19 protein-coding genes are annotated in these 14,522 nt (G+C 56.5%); 4 read left to right on the top strand and 15 right to left on the bottom strand.

Annotated elements, in window-relative coordinates:
• Positions 1-19: 19 nt before the first annotated feature.
• From ACPTTC_RS33415 to ACPTTC_RS33445, 7 genes are all read right to left on the bottom strand, one after another.
• Complete coding sequence (locus tag ACPTTC_RS33415) at positions 20-355, bottom strand: Mor transcription activator family protein (protein ID WP_423395599.1); 336 nt, start codon at positions 353-355, stop codon at positions 20-22.
• A 235-nt stretch (positions 356-590) separates the two neighbouring features.
• Positions 591-1,295, bottom strand: coding sequence for a hypothetical protein (locus ACPTTC_RS33420; RefSeq protein ID WP_423395600.1), 705 nt, complete (start codon positions 1,293-1,295; stop codon positions 591-593).
• Positions 1,292-1,588, bottom strand: coding sequence for a hypothetical protein (locus tag ACPTTC_RS33425; RefSeq protein ID WP_423395601.1), 297 nt, complete (start codon positions 1,586-1,588; stop codon positions 1,292-1,294). Before ACPTTC_RS33425 ends, ACPTTC_RS33420 begins: the two co-directional genes overlap by 4 nt.
• Positions 1,585-2,034, bottom strand: a complete 450-nt coding sequence (locus ACPTTC_RS33430; RefSeq protein ID WP_423395602.1) for a phage protein GemA/Gp16 family protein — start codon at positions 2,032-2,034, stop codon at positions 1,585-1,587. Before ACPTTC_RS33430 ends, ACPTTC_RS33425 begins: the two co-directional genes overlap by 4 nt.
• Positions 2,031-2,762, bottom strand: coding sequence for an AAA family ATPase (locus ACPTTC_RS33435; RefSeq protein ID WP_423395603.1), 732 nt, complete (start codon positions 2,760-2,762; stop codon positions 2,031-2,033). The genes ACPTTC_RS33430 and ACPTTC_RS33435 overlap by 4 nt, the downstream gene beginning before the upstream one ends.
• Before the next feature lie 78 nt (positions 2,763-2,840).
• A complete protein-coding gene (locus tag ACPTTC_RS33440) occupies positions 2,841-4,988 on the bottom strand; it encodes a Mu transposase C-terminal domain-containing protein (protein ID WP_423395604.1) in 2,148 nt (715 codons plus the stop codon).
• Positions 4,988-5,236, bottom strand: a complete 249-nt coding sequence (locus tag ACPTTC_RS33445; RefSeq protein WP_423395605.1) for a DNA-binding protein — start codon at positions 5,234-5,236, stop codon at positions 4,988-4,990. The genes ACPTTC_RS33440 and ACPTTC_RS33445 overlap by 1 nt, the downstream gene beginning before the upstream one ends.
• Positions 5,237-5,285: 49 nt before the next feature.
• Between ACPTTC_RS33445 and ACPTTC_RS33450 the strand changes: the two genes are divergently transcribed.
• Positions 5,286-5,933 carry a helix-turn-helix domain-containing protein gene (locus ACPTTC_RS33450; RefSeq protein WP_423395606.1) on the top strand — a complete coding sequence of 216 codons (648 nt, stop codon included), beginning with the start codon at positions 5,286-5,288 and terminating at the stop codon, positions 5,931-5,933.
• Between the two features lie 198 nt (positions 5,934-6,131).
• Here the strand turns inward: ACPTTC_RS33450 and ACPTTC_RS33455 are convergent, their stop codons facing one another.
• The 6 genes from ACPTTC_RS33455 to ACPTTC_RS33480 form a co-directional block, all read right to left on the bottom strand.
• Positions 6,132-6,893, bottom strand: coding sequence for a TniQ family protein (locus ACPTTC_RS33455; RefSeq protein ID WP_423395607.1), 762 nt, complete (start codon positions 6,891-6,893; stop codon positions 6,132-6,134).
• Positions 6,890-7,798: a TniB family NTP-binding protein gene (locus ACPTTC_RS33460; protein ID WP_085546229.1), complete on the bottom strand. Its 909-nt coding sequence runs from the start codon at positions 7,796-7,798 to the stop codon at positions 6,890-6,892. Before ACPTTC_RS33460 ends, ACPTTC_RS33455 begins: the two co-directional genes overlap by 4 nt.
• 10 nt (positions 7,799-7,808) lie before the next feature.
• Positions 7,809-9,758: a Mu transposase C-terminal domain-containing protein gene (locus tag ACPTTC_RS33465; protein ID WP_423395608.1), complete on the bottom strand. Its 1,950-nt coding sequence runs from the start codon at positions 9,756-9,758 to the stop codon at positions 7,809-7,811.
• A complete protein-coding gene (locus tag ACPTTC_RS33470) occupies positions 9,739-10,374 on the bottom strand; it encodes a TnsA endonuclease N-terminal domain-containing protein (protein WP_423395609.1) in 636 nt (211 codons plus the stop codon). Before ACPTTC_RS33470 ends, ACPTTC_RS33465 begins: the two co-directional genes overlap by 20 nt.
• A 284-nt stretch (positions 10,375-10,658) precedes the next feature.
• Positions 10,659-11,015 (bottom strand): helix-turn-helix domain-containing protein, encoded by a 357-nt coding sequence (locus ACPTTC_RS33475; RefSeq protein ID WP_423395610.1) that lies wholly within the window; start codon positions 11,013-11,015, stop codon positions 10,659-10,661.
• A gap of 501 nt (positions 11,016-11,516) precedes the next feature.
• Positions 11,517-11,810, bottom strand: coding sequence for a helix-turn-helix domain-containing protein (locus ACPTTC_RS33480; protein WP_423395611.1), 294 nt, complete (start codon positions 11,808-11,810; stop codon positions 11,517-11,519).
• A gap of 115 nt (positions 11,811-11,925) precedes the next feature.
• On the opposite strand from ACPTTC_RS33480, the gene ACPTTC_RS33485 reads away from it, so the two are divergent.
• The gene (locus ACPTTC_RS33485) at positions 11,926-12,318 is read left to right on the top strand and encodes a hypothetical protein (RefSeq protein ID WP_423395612.1); all 393 of its coding nucleotides are present in this window, start codon (positions 11,926-11,928) and stop codon (positions 12,316-12,318) included.
• A 104-nt stretch (positions 12,319-12,422) separates the two neighbouring features.
• Here ACPTTC_RS33485 and ACPTTC_RS33490 read toward each other — a convergent pair whose 3' ends face one another.
• Entirely contained in the window at positions 12,423-12,704 is a 282-nt protein-coding gene (locus ACPTTC_RS33490; RefSeq protein ID WP_423395613.1) for a hypothetical protein, read from the bottom strand.
• Positions 12,705-12,869: 165 nt separating this feature from the next.
• Positions 12,870-13,196, bottom strand: coding sequence for a helix-turn-helix domain-containing protein (locus ACPTTC_RS33495; protein ID WP_423395614.1), 327 nt, complete (start codon positions 13,194-13,196; stop codon positions 12,870-12,872).
• A gap of 101 nt (positions 13,197-13,297) precedes the next feature.
• On the opposite strand from ACPTTC_RS33495, the gene ACPTTC_RS33500 reads away from it, so the two are divergent.
• Both ACPTTC_RS33500 and ACPTTC_RS33505 read left to right on the top strand, forming a co-directional pair.
• Positions 13,298-14,200 (top strand): hypothetical protein, encoded by a 903-nt coding sequence (locus tag ACPTTC_RS33500; protein ID WP_423395615.1) that lies wholly within the window; start codon positions 13,298-13,300, stop codon positions 14,198-14,200.
• Entirely contained in the window at positions 14,181-14,474 is a 294-nt protein-coding gene (locus ACPTTC_RS33505) for a hypothetical protein (protein WP_423395616.1), read from the top strand. Before ACPTTC_RS33500 ends, ACPTTC_RS33505 begins: the two co-directional genes overlap by 20 nt.
• The last annotated feature ends 48 nt before the right edge of the window (positions 14,475-14,522 follow it).

The following is a 14,522-nucleotide window of genomic DNA, read 5'->3' on the forward strand; positions in this document are numbered from 1 at the left end:
TGGCGACCTCATCCGCTCCTCACTTGTCGCGGTCGGCTTCAAGGCCGCGACTCAGAATGGTTCGAATTTGTTGGTCCGATAGCCGATATTTTCTACTCAATTCATGAAGATTGGTTCCGTCGAATTCTGCACAGATCAATTTGTTTCTGACGCCTTTATCTATGTAGTCTGCACGCGGAATATAGTATTGAACCCCTCCGAACACTTGCCGTATTTCATCTACCGCCTTGAGTGAAATTCGCGATGCCGACTCTTCCTGAACACCGGCTTTCTTCATCTCGTGAAACAACGTCGCAGCCAGTTGCTCCAGCAACTCAGGATAGCGAAGAGGGAAGGTAAAAGGATGCGTCTTCATGCCGAGTGATTTTCGTGGAGACCATAAAATCCTAAAATTTTTCAACAAACTAGGCGAGTAAATAACTTTGGTATCGAAGTTCGGCGAGAAAACGACGACAGCCCGGAACGCCGGCGGGGATTGTGGCTACGTAACGGGCGCATAACGCGTTACAACGGCCTCCGGTGGTGTGGCACGACCTTGGGTACCCCCATATGGCAAAAACGCCCCGGAGGGGCGTTTTGCTTGTTGTGTTCTAGCGGCGCTTTTTCTCGCGCACCATGGGCGTCGAAAGCTTCCGATTTGGTTTCGCAGCGACTGGAGCCGTCGCCTCGATGCTTCGTATGTCGCCAGCAGCCTGGGAAAACTTCCGCTGGGCGCGGTCCAGTTGGCGACTGTAGGTGCGCCGCTCCGGTGTCTCCACGATCACGAAGGAGATAACATCGTTCACGCGCTCTATCTCTATCACGAACCCACGCGACTGGATCGCCCGACAAAAATTGAGCCAGTCAGGCTCAAACGTGGGATCGAGCTGCCATGTCTCCCACGCCGTCCGTGCAGCCGAGTCGAGTTCGGCATGCGTCGAACCTAGATTCGCAGCGACCGCCATCGCCGCGAGCATCAGCCTCTGGCGCTCACCATGCTCGATGGATGAACGTAGCGCCGAGCGCGCAGCAGCGCCGTAGGTGTCGATCAGGGTCTCAGCATCCTGTTCATCCGCTGGTAGCGTTTCGAGCATCAACTCAACGAGCGCACTCATGTCATCGCGCCTCAACTCTTGGGGCGAAGCTGAGGAGTTCACCAAGCGAAAGTTCAGTAGGCGAAGGATCGCACCGACCCGGTGGACTTGGCTTTCCGTTTCGAACGCAGCGCGCTCGCATTGCGTCTCCTGATCCACGAGTGCCTTATAGAGCGGATGCTCAGAGATGCGGTTGAACGAGGTGATATCAACGGCCGTCATTGCACACCTCCGCGCGCGAACCGAGCGGGACACGTGATGAAAGCAGCGATCACGCGCGAAAATCCGTCGTCAAAAGCCGAGCGGCAGGAGGTTCGATCACCATGCGCACGAGTGACGGCGACGAGACTACGAAAACGCATATCACGAAACTCGGCCATAGTGGCACGGACTGGCGAACGCAGCCACAAGTCGGCGGCCTCCGCGCCGGAGCGCTCGAAGTGCGCGTAGTAATCGCTCAATCTCGGACTACTGAACATTACCTTCTGCTTTTGGATCACTCGAAGATTCTTCATGCCGTACCTCGTTTCGCCTTGGTTTGTTTGTTCCAGTTCATCAAGCCCGAAATGCTGTCACTCACGGCCTTGCGCGTCATCTCTTCAAGCGAGTAAGCGGCCGTCGTTCTTTCCACAAAGGACAAGAGCCGCGTATCGTGCAGTCCAGCCCACCCCATCGACCGTGCGAGACTGTCAAGCGTGCGCCACTGATGAGGCGTTGGGCGCATTGTGGGCGGCAGTTCGAGATTGATCGGCATCGCCAGATCGTCCGGGCCGTCGCCGCGAAGCATGCGGGAAAACACATCAGCGACTGCACCCAATGCCTCATCGTCTAGGTCTGCGCAACTCTGCTTGCCGGTATGACAAATGAGCAAGGTTCGGTAGCTCGCGTCGCTCAGGCCGAGCGCCTTAGCGAGCTGGTGAACACGCCCCATCAAGGCGTGACGCTGGTTCGCGGCTTTCACGATGCAGTCTCTCCTGTTGGCTGACGTGCCGGTGCCATCCATTCCGCTGCAACCTTGACGATTTCTGCTGTCAAGGCTTCTTTGCCGTTGGCCTGCATCATGCGTTCGCACGCGTTGGCAAGCTCGGCCGCGTCGCGCCAGAAGCCTCCGGATTTCCGAAAGAACATTTGTGCAACCGTCTTGCTCACGCTGCCGAAACGCGGCTGGAGCACATGCACGACAATCTCATCCATGTCCGTGAAGTGCGAAAATCGGATGCGTTTGCCGCCGATGCGACTCGCCAGTTGAGCAAGGAGAATGTTCGTTCGACTGTCGCGGAAGGGTCGATCCAACAGATCCGTTCCGATGAGTAGCAGCCCCGTGCCCGCTTCGTCGGCGAGATAACGAAGTGCTTCCAACTGCTGCCAGCGCAGGTGGTTCGCCTCATCGACAATCAGCAGCTTTCCGGCTGCGAGCACTTCCAAGCGCTCCATCAGATTTGACGCTGGTGGCGCTTCGCGGCTGAACGCCGTATACGCTTTGCGCAACAACGCATTGGTCGATATGGAGTGCGAACAGCAGACCCGCGCCGCGTCGAGCTTCTTCGCAAGCCACTTGCCCGCGACGGACTTCCCGGTGCCGGGCTCGCCAATAATCTGGCCGATGGCCCCGGTATCGCTCGATACAAGGATGGCCGATGCCATCCGGTGTACGTCGAGCAACTGCCTTGTTTCAACTATCTGACTCATGTAGACTCCGGCGCGTAGGTGCAGTCCGCGCGTGCTTTCTGTCGCCAAACTTCCGGCGCGCGCTTTCCTGCTGTTAGGTCATTCGTCGATGTACTTGACCATCTGCTTGAGCTGCGCACGATATTCTTCGTCGCTGCTCCACTGATTGAGCCGTCCGGTGCTGGGTGCATCGACGGCTCTTTCTTCTTTCCTCTGTTGCAATTGCTCCTGCGTCAAGGCGTGCGCGGCTTCCAGCATCTGCCCGATCACCGTCCCGTCCAGTTCGACGCTCGCCCCAACCGGTGCGTCCGGCATCGGCGCGCTGGCCGCGTTGAAGCGAGCCATTTCATCGACCATATCGAGCGCTGGCGCTTGGCTTTTCAGCGTCGAGATATGGCGCTTCATGACTCGCTGACGGCGTGCCGATTCTTTCGCACCCTGCGGATCGAGGAAGCTATAAGCATGGTCCGGACGCGCAACGCATAGCAGCGTGTCCCCGTTGCAGACGAATGCGCGATCACGGACGTGATCCGCCACACGCACCGTCAATCGTTGACCGGTGTACGGCAACAGATCGTCGTGGTAGTAGTCGACGCCTTCCCAAGAGACATAGCCTCGATCGGCCACACGTGTACCAACACGGGCGAATGCAAGCAATAAGGCGTCTTCGTCAATGTCGGTCTTGCACCAGCCTGCATCGATGGCCGCCGCATAGGCTTCTTGCGGTGACTTACCATCGAGCGAGCCACGCTGCGGCAAGTGATGGTAGAAGTCGAGTGCTTCCTTCATCGCATGAGAAAATTCGTCGTGCGTGCCGGTGAACGGCATTGGTTCGCGGCCGACGTTGTGGGTTTTCTTCTTCATACGGTTACCACCGACATAGCCGGGAACCATCGAGAAGACGCGCTTTTCGATCGCCGCGAAGGCCGATTCGATCGGCTTGGCCGGAGCGTTGTACGGTTTCGCCCGAACGATTTCACGACCATCCTGCGCGGCCGCAATGGCAACTTCATCGCTCGACAGCATCCGGATCGGCATCTTCATCAGCCGGGACAGTTCAGTGATGCCGTTGATCATTTCGCGCGATGAATACTCGCTGCCGTTGTCGAGGTAAAGACTCTTCGGCATGCCCCACTGGCCGCACATGCGTGCGAAGCTACCGGCGATATCGACTTGGCGGATGCCTTGCCCTTTGTCGAGCAACACAATGTCCATCCACAGGCGGTTGTTCGCGAGGTCAAGCCACGCGACAGCGCGCGGATAGGCCACGCTGCCGTCAGTGCGGCGTACCCCGATATCGATCGGGTGCACGTCGCCTACAACAATGTCCATTGGGAGCATGATGGCTCGCGTGCGCCGAATACGGGGCTGTAACTTGTCGAAATACCGCTTCGCGTCCTGATCGTGTATCGAGACACCCCGATACTTGATTTCCGCCTCGATCATCACTCGCGGAACCATACAGAGGTCGCGAGTAGCGGCAGACCATCCCGCCTCGCGTGACAACTCAATAAGACGAGTCGATGCGAGCTGCTGGACGGTGCGCCACCCCGAAGCGCCGGACACCCACAATCCGCGAATGAAATCGCGCAGTTCGGCCCCGATATTCCGTTTGGCGTCGATATCGATCGGACAAGCTTTGTCCCAAGCGCGACTAATGATGACGCGCGGTTTGCGCGCATCCGCACGTTGCTCGGATATCAGGCCAATGAAACCGTCTTCTTCATAGTCGGCGACCCACTGATATAGGGCAGTACGGCCGACGCGCTCACGCGTGCCGTTTGGCCTCACGTGTTCTTGTTCCATTGCGGTTTTGAATGCGTCAGCGCGCTCGGGCGAACGTGGCCGAGTGGCGAGGATCAATTCGATAACCGACAAGCGCCATTTCGCATCGGCGACGCGCTTCGAATGGAGAGGGTCAATGCGTGCATTGTCGGGAAGTTCAATCCGAAGGCCGACCGGAGCGATCCGCATCGGCTGTCGTGCGTTCAGCTCGATCCACTTTTCGTAAAGTTCCGCTGGCAAACTCGGCGCAAAGACTTCTAGGCGCTTGCCTGAATTGCCGCCGACGCATTCAACAGCGCGGACGGTTAGCTGCCGCCCACGCCATTGAGCGCCCTGTGATGAACGAGTCAACGCGTGTTGACCAGCTCGCTCCTTAATACCGGCAAGCCGTGCAAACGCGTCGGCATCGAGCCAGCGTCGATCATGCGTGACGAGAGCCGCTGTCTCACACACGAAGGGCATCAGCCTTGCACCTCGTCGATCATGCCTTCCTTGATCCCGAGGAGAACGGCCGCCCGGTGTGCTGCGCCTCGGCGGCCGCGGACACGTCCCGTCAGCAATCCCCGCACGATCGTCGCTGGCAAATTGTGGCCTTTTGCCCAATCGGCGATAGACATCCCACGCCGATCGAATTCCGCGAGCACTTCCTCACGGGTTTTCAGGCGTTGTCTGCTTTGAGGATTTGCAGCCGTCCCGCACAATGCTTCCATTTGAACACCCCTTTCAATCAAAGTGATTGTTTGAGCATATTGAGTTCATATGGACACATCGTCAAGAGAAGAAAACGGGGTCGGAGCAAGGCTCCGGGCCGAGCGCGAAAAGTTGCGATTGACGCAAGCAGATTTCGGTAACGAGTGTGGCGTGCAGCGACGAGCTCAAGCGGCGTATGAATCAGGCGAACGCAGTCCGGACGCGCGCTACCTTGAACAAGCGGCCCGTATCGGCGTAGATGTCGCCTTCGTCATCACAGGAGCGGTGTCGAGAAATGGAATCGACGCAACGGTCGGATTAGAATCGTTGATTCGCGCGATGTGCGAGGTGTTGGAGGTGCCCGGAGAAACTGTTGAAACAGTGCTGGCCAGGGCTACTGCGTTGAGCGTTGCGGAACTCGGCTACCGCACGCTTGTTGCGAAGGCCAACTTGCTTGCAAATGAGGTAGTAACAGGTAGTCCGGTGCTGAACAGACAAACGATTGATCTAGAAATCGATCGAGATATCCTGACGGATATCATCTATGAGCTTGAGAATGAATGGATGCGGATGAGTAGAAAAATTCATCCGATAGACAAATCGCACACTGTAGTGTCGCTGTATCAACAGTTTGCAGCAGCCGGTAGGGTTGACCGAGAAATTCTAATCGCGCGAGCTCATGCCACAAGAGCTGACGGAGATTGGCGGAAGTCGTAACCTCGACTGCTCTGGAAGTCTTTCGAGCGATGCTGGCCGTCATGTAAATTATCTGCTGCATCGCAGCAAGACATGTCGCAAAGCATCTCTCGGGGATTGCCGCAATATTGCGGCAATCATTGCGCCAATCGCGTCTCGGGGCCCAATTTCCCACAATATGGAATCGAGGTGGGTCAAAATGGACGTTTACAGCCCACTTCAGCCCGTATTGGCGCAGTTCAGCCCACCGAAATCCGCCATATTTCTAGCCTCCCAGTCCGGATTAATTTTAGCCCCTCTACCACTGACGCGATACAGGAACGAAAGCACACGCAACAGTTCCCCAAGGTCAAGCGCGGCGAAATCGGATGGGACGCCTGGCGGACAGTCCGGCACATCATGCTCAAAGCTCATGCGCCAGCGCCGATCGATGAGCCGAGTGATCATCAGGTCGTCCGGCTTCGCGGGTTGACATGCAATTGACCCGAGATCCATCCCGCACTGACAACGCGCCAGGGCCGGCCGCATGGACGACACATCGCGTCGACAGCTCGGACAGCGGTCGAGCAGCTGGACGCCGTGGACAGCGCAGCACGTAGCGAATACGTAAGCATTCACGCCCAGCACATGTCGGTGCTCGGCGATACACACCGGACATATGCGCTCGTTGGCGCCGACAAGGATTGCATCGGGTTCAACCCAGTGACCGTACAAGCTGATCTTCGCGTGCTTCGTCCCGCTACGGTCGATCGCGCCCACGGTCAACGGTGTCATCGCCCGGACCAATTTCGGGGAGAGCCGGCAAACGCGGGCAAGCGCATCGACCTCCGAGGCAAAGCGCGGCCGAGCAGCAGCCACGCCGGCGCGGCGCAGGACCATCCCTGGTCCACTCAACCCGTTGACCTCGGCAACACGATGCAGCAACGACGAGAGCGACTCTCCGCGATGCGGAGCAACGCCAAGAAGAAGAGGGGTCGTCATTGCACGTCCTCCGCAAACGGTTCACCTGGTTGGTCAAGCGGAACGCCATTAAACTTCGAATCGAAGGGATCGCGAGAAGGCGGTGCATCCTTCCAGATATGAACGCGAAACGCCGCGGCAAAATCGTTCAGCGTGACACTTTTCCCACCGCGTCTCTCGGCAACCTGGTAAGCACCGTTCAACAGCTTGCACATGTAGTCCACCAGTCCTGCAGTTGCGTAGTACAACTTCATCACGACACGCTTGTCGACAATATCCGTCATCGGCAATGGCATATCTTTGGCGAGCGCCTGCATCACGCCAATGAACGTTTTGGCGCCTTCGTTGGTGTTCACATTGAACGGGCGCATCTCCGTCACGCGAGAAAATCGGCGCCGCAATTGCCCATTGACTCGCAGCACACCCAACAGCGACGGCAGCCCCGCGAGCACAACAGCAGCTGGGAGCCGGTCCAGCAGCACCTTCAACCAGTTCGCAACCTGTCTCAGCGAACGGCGATCGCCCTCGACGAAGTGCTGAAACTCGTCGAGCATGATGATCTCCACGCCACAGCCGTGTACCAGTTTGACAATCTGCTCTGTCAGGCGCGCACTCGATTGCCCAGCTTGCGCGATTTCACCCAAGGCAATCAACATAGCTTCAGCCAGCGATCTGACAGTCGGTACTGCAGGCACGATGACATAGAGGACCGGCACGTGCCGGCGCAACACCTCCTCTCGCACCGGGAATTGGGCACGATAGCATTCGAGCACGGTCGATTTTCCGGCTCCGGACGCCCCGATCGTCGCCAGACACCCTGCTTCACCGGATTCCCGCAGCCATTGATGGATCTCCTCGATACTCTTGAGCGCAGTAACGAAATCGGGATGTTCGACAATGCTTTTACGGACATTAAATCGCTTCATGATCAGCTCCTTACCGTTCATTACGCTTCGTAACAGAAAATTCAGGAACACTATCGAATCTAACGACCATGGAGTCCACTTGATCGGACTGGGCGGAATCGTCCACGGCGTTCCCGCCAGCGGCTCCCAACAAAAGATCCTTGCTCGACTTCCCCTTGATCTGCGCAACCCATTTGCGCTTCTTGAGTTTCTGATCAAGCTCTGCCTTGGCAATGTCGTCTGCGAGACGGATACGCGCTTTTCGAAGCGAGACAGAGTTGATATCGATGCTGCTGTCTCGCATGGTGCTGGTGACTTCGTTGTGCATCCATCTGGTCAAATCCTTCGTGTAATCTGGGTCGGTGCAATCAACGCGAAGGTATTCCTTCTGCCTTGGGTCGTAGACGTAGACAAAGCTGGTCTGCTCGTTGAAATACCGAACCTTGACTTTTTCGTCGTCCGAGATGCTGTGACGAAGCAGTTGCAACGCACTGGAGTTGTACGACAGGTGATCAAACGTCACGCCACTGTTCGTGATCGGACGCATAATGGTGTCCGAGAACGCGACGGAAAGCTGATCGGGATCGGCCGGCATGTAGATAGGGGTCAGCCGTGCACTTTCCTGCCATGCCTGAAACGGTGTCTTGCCCTTCAAGCCACGATGTGGCGCGTGCTGGTAACACTCCACAATCCAGCGCACGACAAACACCGTTAGCTGTTCGAGGGTCACACACGCAAGCTTCTCGGACGGGTACTCTCCACGATCCTTGGTATTCGACCAAGTCGTCCCCGGAATCAAATGGAAGAGTTGTTCCGCTATCGTGCGCATGAACCGCTCCACACGGCCTTTGAACCATGGTGCACGGCTCGGGCAGTACACGAGTGAAATCCCCAGCTCGTCGCAGCCAGCTCGTGTGGCGCCGCCGTGGAATTCCCACGCGTTGTCACCGAAGATCATCTCGGCTACACCTCGCGCCAACCATTCAAGATGCCCCAGGCCTAATCGGTTCAGTAGATCGCGCTTGCTGAGCATGGCCATTTGCATTGCCCATCCGACCTCCTCCTGGCCAGGTGAGCGCGCCCCGATATGAAACCCCATCACCATGCGTGTGTGCGCGTCAATGATGAGCGTCAGTACGGGACGGACGATGACCATACGGGTACGCTCACAAACGCACAGCAAGTTCACCGGCGTGTGGTCAATCTCCCACCGCTCGTTGAGTCGTTTTGTCTTGAGCCGACGGAACACCGGTCGATACTGCTTCAGTGCTTCGGTGCGGCCCTCCCGGGCCGCGGTGACGAGATAGCTGTTCAGTTTCCCGACATGACGATAAAGCGTCGCTCTACTAATTGTGGGTAACGGATTTTCCAGGTCACGTTCGTTATGAGCGTCAATGGCATCCTCTACTTGATCGTACAATCTCGTCACGTTGAGTTTCTGGCCATTGAGATAGTGCGTTTCGATGACATCTTCCACCAGCGTGAGCAGTGGACCATCGAGGATTTCGCGTCGTCCCTTGTTTTCATGGCGCGGCACCACGTCCATGGCATCACGTGACGGTTGGTAGCGTTTTCTCCACCGACAGAAGGATCGATAGGTTGGCGGTATCGTTGCACCAACCTCACACGCCACCCGGTTGATGACGGCCTCGACTTCGCGCACGCGCGAGCACTTCGCCTCCTCGACGGCTCTTAGGTAGACGAGTCGCGCACGCATCACGACAAGATCTTCTTCTTTGAAGGTGGTGACATCACGTCGAGCAACAACAATCGGTGACGCAGCCGTCTCACGTAGCGATTCGATACTGACGGACCATGTCCCATTGCCGTGGCGTGCCCATATTTCAGTTTCGTGCAGGCGTATTGGCGAGCTGTAGTCGGAGCTGAGCTCGATTCGACCATCGGGCAGCGCAGTCTGAACGCGCCAGACATACTCGCCCTCACGGAACTCGACGCCACGCTTAAGCAAAAATTTTTGCATGACGCACCTCCGAAGGAGCGACGTAAATGGCTGCGTCGGAGGTCAGCGGCACATCGAGATCGATACCCGCGGCGCCATTGGCGATCCAGGTCAACGCAACGTCGCGCGAACGGGCCAGATGCACGAGGTTTCGGAAAGTTTTCGGATACTTCTTTTCAACGAGCCACTGTGCTTCCCGGATCCGTTCGGACGAAATTCGCCCTCGCCACGGCCGCAGGAGCCGCAGTGTCTCGTGACGCGTGCCGCAGATGTAGGTGCGTTCATCCCAAATGAAGAGGGCGTGTCCATGCTGCGCGAGGACGGCTCTCGCACGCGCCATGCGGGCCTGCACTGAAGGCTTCTGTAAATCCTTTGCAGGCTTGGCTTCAACGAAGACAGTCGATCCGTCGCGACGCACCACTTCATAGTCGGGCGTGTATCGAAATGTCTGGCCGGCCTCGCGGAGAAGAAATGTTCTATCTTGAGCACTGCGAAAGCGCAGCACCTCCGGGCTGAACTCGAGCAAGAGGGTCGACGCCTCTTCGGCCAGGGAATACCAGGGCATCGAGCAAGCGTTCTTGACGGAGGGCGTGAAACCTCGAAAATTCCCGCCACTGCGGGTATCGTACGAAGGCATGATGATGTCTCCTGCGCCCTTTCGGGCGCGTGGATGTGGGGGTGCCAGTCCGAATGGACGAGCACCGGCCGCGCGGATGTCATTTCCACGCAACGAGGAGACGAGTTGGATCTTGACGCGGATGAGAGGAGGGCTATACTGGGACTTGCGAGTTCACCAGTGCCCCCGGCTCGCCCGGGTCGAAGAAGCCAATCCGTCCTAGATGGGTTGGTTTTTTCTTTTTTGTCGAATAGAAAGTACTCCTAAGTCAATAGGTTGATGAGGAAGGGCATTTTCCGATGACGTTACCGGTCCAGCCTCGTCACCAGTTCATCAAGCATGGTGACTTCGTCACCGTTCAGACGTGTCGACGCTCGCACCAGGCGATTGATCAGACGCAACGTATCGGAATGCAGGTCGTCAGGTAGCCGCAGCTTCCTCTGCGAGTCGAGTGCGGCTCCGAGCAGTGAAGCAATGTCGGCCTCGGTCATGCCGAGTACTGCGGCAATCCGCTCGATTTGCTCGATCGATGGCGGCGGCTTAATCGCGCGCTCGAGCTTCCATATATATTGAATCGCGACCCCAAGTTGCTTGGCCACGTTCGTCTGGCTAAGACCTGCTCGCTTTCGGTAGTACACCAAGGCATTTGAGAACGGCGTCATCGCTTTTCACCTGAACGTGTCTACCTCTCAATGTATGCGGTGACCCAGCCGGCGGACAAGTAAATTTTTTCTTCTCCTGCCAGACATGAGCGGCAGAAGAAACCTCGCGAGAGTCAAAAAATAGACTGCCGAGTTACGGAAACGCCGAAAAGAAGAAGAAATTAATTTCCCTTTTTGTACAAGTGCCAGCTCGTACGTTTTCCGAATAGGGTCAATTCATTCGTCAAATTTCTGGGCGTAACCGATGGGGAAATCGCGAAAAATTAATCTATAGGTGTTCAAACCACGCACAAATATCCGGCGATAGATGAACGGCGCCCGCCGGCCGACACACGTCCGTTGCGCGAAAGTTACACTTTTAGTGCAAGTTGAGCTGGATTGAAAATGACGTGCGGAGTCGACCTGATGCCCGTGCGATGAGGAATCGCTTCAGCGTGAGCCAGAACGCGTGTGTCTCGCGCGCTCCAATCGCACCTCTGGGCCGGCCTTCGGATGAGGCGGCTACTGCTTCAGCGGGGTTTCTGCGGCCAGGGCCGGTGTCTCATCTGGACGCTGAAGCAAGATGTGAGCAGCTACGCCCAATGCGCGCGCTATTCGTTCAATATTATCCAGGGACACATTAATTCGCGCCCGCTCCACCTGGCTAATGAACGTTCGGTCCAGGTCGGCCGCGAATCCGAGTTGCTCTTGGCTGAGCATGTTTCTGACTCGAACCATCCGCACGTTAAAGGCAAGCACATCCCGCAACGACGCAAGTCGTTGATTCGGATCTGGACCTTTGAGTGGGGCTGGCATGGCCCCTATGGTTCCGATATGATGCGTTCGCATCCACGGTCTTTACATCATGTATCGATGCGACTTACGGGACCGAGGGGACCTCGTGCAGTTAGATCATTCGCAGGATGGCTACATGCGCTTCATACTTCTGATCGTGATGTCCGCCTCGTTAAGCGCACACTCTTTGGCCGTAGCGCAGCAGTATCAGAAACAATCAGATGGAAAGCAGCGGGACGAGATGGGGCGCGAAATAATCAGGGGCCCGGTCAGCGGTGTGTATTTCAACAATGTTCACATCATCTCGGACTCTGTCGGGATCCGCGGATGGTCGGTCGTAGTGACCAACTCCGTCATCGAGGCACCGGTATGCATTCAAACCAGCGGACAGAGTTCGACAATAAGCAATAACGATCTCAAATGTGATTTAGGCATCGAGTTCACCGAAGCCGCCCTGATCCGCAACACGCTCACAAACAATCGATTTACCGGACGCGGAACCAATCGTCCCGATATCCTTGGATGGTAACGCCCAGCCTCGGCAACACCGTCCCGAGCGATCTGTTTCCGCTCTCGCAAAAGCGCGGTGACGATGAACGCCGGCTTCGAGCGACCATGTAGCGACATCCGCCATCAAAGGAACTCGGACGCAATCAGACCACAGGGCCGGAACCATGAAATGGTTGATAGAGGCTCATCACGCCTCCCCTCAATCAGCCGGGGATTCGGCAACTCCGGCAGCACCATGAGTGCTCGGCTATGAAGGGGTGGCGTGCCAGTCGGCTCGCGCTCGATCAAGATCGCGCGCAAGCCGTACTCGATCAGGCCGCGATAATCGTTGGACAGACTATTGCTCATCCACAGTACATTATTGTGGATGCCGGTCACTGCATTGCCGCCCAGTTGGTCGATCACGCACCGGTAAAATGGTGGTTCTGGTTTTGTGTAGCCGACCTCGAACGACCAGGCATATGCGTCGAGTGGAAACGGCAGCAGGCTCCGCGCCTCACATCTGCCTGCCTTTCCTCGATCTCGGGAGCCTACATCGTGCAGGACGGATCGAAGTTTTTCAACGGCCTGCTAGTTCATGCTGGCCGTCAAGTTCAACAGGTGGGCGATTTTCTTCGCTTTCTCGAGACTACCATCCCATGATCCGATCAATGCCAGCTCGATCAATCGACGCCCCGCGGGATCTTCTCTGCGCACCCCTTCCAATTTGACACGTGCGTGCTTGCACAGACACAGGAGCGCGGGCGTGTGTCGCTTTACCCTTCCGCCGAGGATTCTCGAAATCTGATACTGCGGCACTCCAGTGGCAGCCGAGAGTTCCGCCTGAGATTTTCCCTGAATCGCACGTGAACGCTTAAGCTCTTCAACGAGAGTCGTTGTAGGTTTAAACATATGCATGTCTCATCGCATAAATGCATAATAATGTTGTACAATAACACATTGGCTGCCTCAACCTATGAGGCCCCCTCCTGTTCGATGGACATCCGCGGAGTGAACGCATGTTGCCCCGGTCCTATCTCGACAATACGCTGCGTACCCAGATCGAAAACCTCCAGGGATTCGATTTTCAAGATTTCGTGACCGACATGCTGTTCGTCATTCACGGCGCCAAGAGCTTCACGAACTTGCGCCCCGTGCGAGACGGCGGCTGTGATGGGCTGATAACGTCTGAAGGTGCCGCCATTGCTTGTTATGCCCCTGGAGCCGAAACGTTTTCCAAATGGAAGAAAAAGGTCTCCAGCGACTATGCGCTCTACAAAAATCGCTGGGCGCACGAGTTTCCAGACTGGCGCTTCTTCATCAATCATGAGCCGGGGCCAAATCATCTTGAATTGGTCAAACAACTTCACGGCGACAGCGGAGTCACGTGGGGATTGAGCCGAATCCACGCACTCATCAACGAGCTGGCTTTTGGGAAACGAACACAGATATACAAGAAACTTCGCGTCCCAACGGACGCATATGCTCGGCACTTCATAAGTACGCTCTTGGACGATCTGATCGCACGTAAAAGCGGCGATGCTGATGTTCACTATGCAAATCAAGCTCCTGATCCGACTGAGAAGATTCGAGCGAACTTTCGTGCTGATAGAGTCGCTGAAGCCGTTCGACTGATGCGGATGACCCTCAATCAACAGATGGATGTCGCAGAGGTTCTAGCCGGTTTCGATTCTGACGGTATAAATCATCTGAAAGTCCGAATCGTGTCGGACTACGCTGCCTTAGACGGCCCGACCGACGGTGATCGACTTCTTACTCTTGCCACGAACTATGGACACAAATACAACGCGGACGGCGACGACGAGTTACAGACGTACATCCATGCATTGCTTTTCCATGTCTTTTCGCAATGTCTAATTGGAAAGCCGCCGGGGAATAGTGATGTCGCTGCTACATCCTGATGCCGATCTGTCGTTGAGCCCCGTCGTTCACGGAGCAGACATACTTCGTCTGCTAGCTCATCAGCGTGCGCCCCTCTTTGTCGATCGCGCGCTAGAGCTGTTCCTGGCGTTTGACAAGCGCAGAACGCCGCAGAACTTCTTCAATGCTCTCGACCTCCTTTTTGCCGTCGAGGCCGTCGACGTGTCCGGCTACCGCATCCGACGCATCACGAACCAGTCGGTAATTTTTTCGACGGGCGTCAATCTAGATCTGTTCGAGGGCGACAATGCTTAGGCGTCTTTGGTCACCGACACATCTGTTCGAGGCGATCGAGTTCCGTGA

The sequence above is a fragment of the Burkholderia mycopellens genome (assembly GCF_964265025.1).
Lineage (GTDB): Bacteria > Pseudomonadota > Gammaproteobacteria > Burkholderiales > Burkholderiaceae > Burkholderia.

What these genes read in the sequence shown, in the direction of transcription:
- ACPTTC_RS33485 (WP_423395612.1), top strand. Translation starts at nt 11,926, where the DNA reads ATGCGCTTCATACTTCTGATCGTGATGTCCGCCTCGTTAAGCGCACAC.
- ACPTTC_RS33480 (WP_423395611.1), bottom strand. Translation starts at nt 11,810, where the DNA reads ATGCCAGCCCCACTCAAAGGTCCAGATCCGAATCAACGACTTGCGTCG.
- ACPTTC_RS33420 (WP_423395600.1), bottom strand. Translation starts at nt 1,295, where the DNA reads ATGACGGCCGTTGATATCACCTCGTTCAACCGCATCTCTGAGCATCCG.
- ACPTTC_RS33450 (WP_423395606.1), top strand. Translation starts at nt 5,286, where the DNA reads ATGGACACATCGTCAAGAGAAGAAAACGGGGTCGGAGCAAGGCTCCGG.
- ACPTTC_RS33505 (WP_423395616.1), top strand. Translation starts at nt 14,181, where the DNA reads ATGTCGCTGCTACATCCTGATGCCGATCTGTCGTTGAGCCCCGTCGTT.
- ACPTTC_RS33455 (WP_423395607.1), bottom strand. Translation starts at nt 6,893, where the DNA reads ATGACGACCCCTCTTCTTCTTGGCGTTGCTCCGCATCGCGGAGAGTCG.
- ACPTTC_RS33495 (WP_423395614.1), bottom strand. Translation starts at nt 13,196, where the DNA reads ATGCATATGTTTAAACCTACAACGACTCTCGTTGAAGAGCTTAAGCGT.
- ACPTTC_RS33460 (WP_085546229.1), bottom strand. Translation starts at nt 7,798, where the DNA reads ATGAAGCGATTTAATGTCCGTAAAAGCATTGTCGAACATCCCGATTTC.
- ACPTTC_RS33445 (WP_423395605.1), bottom strand. Translation starts at nt 5,236, where the DNA reads ATGGAAGCATTGTGCGGGACGGCTGCAAATCCTCAAAGCAGACAACGC.
- ACPTTC_RS33475 (WP_423395610.1), bottom strand. Translation starts at nt 11,015, where the DNA reads ATGACGCCGTTCTCAAATGCCTTGGTGTACTACCGAAAGCGAGCAGGT.
- ACPTTC_RS33425 (WP_423395601.1), bottom strand. Translation starts at nt 1,588, where the DNA reads ATGAAGAATCTTCGAGTGATCCAAAAGCAGAAGGTAATGTTCAGTAGT.
- ACPTTC_RS33470 (WP_423395609.1), bottom strand. Translation starts at nt 10,374, where the DNA reads ATGCCTTCGTACGATACCCGCAGTGGCGGGAATTTTCGAGGTTTCACG.
- ACPTTC_RS33415 (WP_423395599.1), bottom strand. Translation starts at nt 355, where the DNA reads ATGAAGACGCATCCTTTTACCTTCCCTCTTCGCTATCCTGAGTTGCTG.
- ACPTTC_RS33465 (WP_423395608.1), bottom strand. Translation starts at nt 9,758, where the DNA reads ATGCAAAAATTTTTGCTTAAGCGTGGCGTCGAGTTCCGTGAGGGCGAG.
- ACPTTC_RS33435 (WP_423395603.1), bottom strand. Translation starts at nt 2,762, where the DNA reads ATGAGTCAGATAGTTGAAACAAGGCAGTTGCTCGACGTACACCGGATG.
- ACPTTC_RS33500 (WP_423395615.1), top strand. Translation starts at nt 13,298, where the DNA reads ATGTTGCCCCGGTCCTATCTCGACAATACGCTGCGTACCCAGATCGAA.
- ACPTTC_RS33440 (WP_423395604.1), bottom strand. Translation starts at nt 4,988, where the DNA reads ATGCCCTTCGTGTGTGAGACAGCGGCTCTCGTCACGCATGATCGACGC.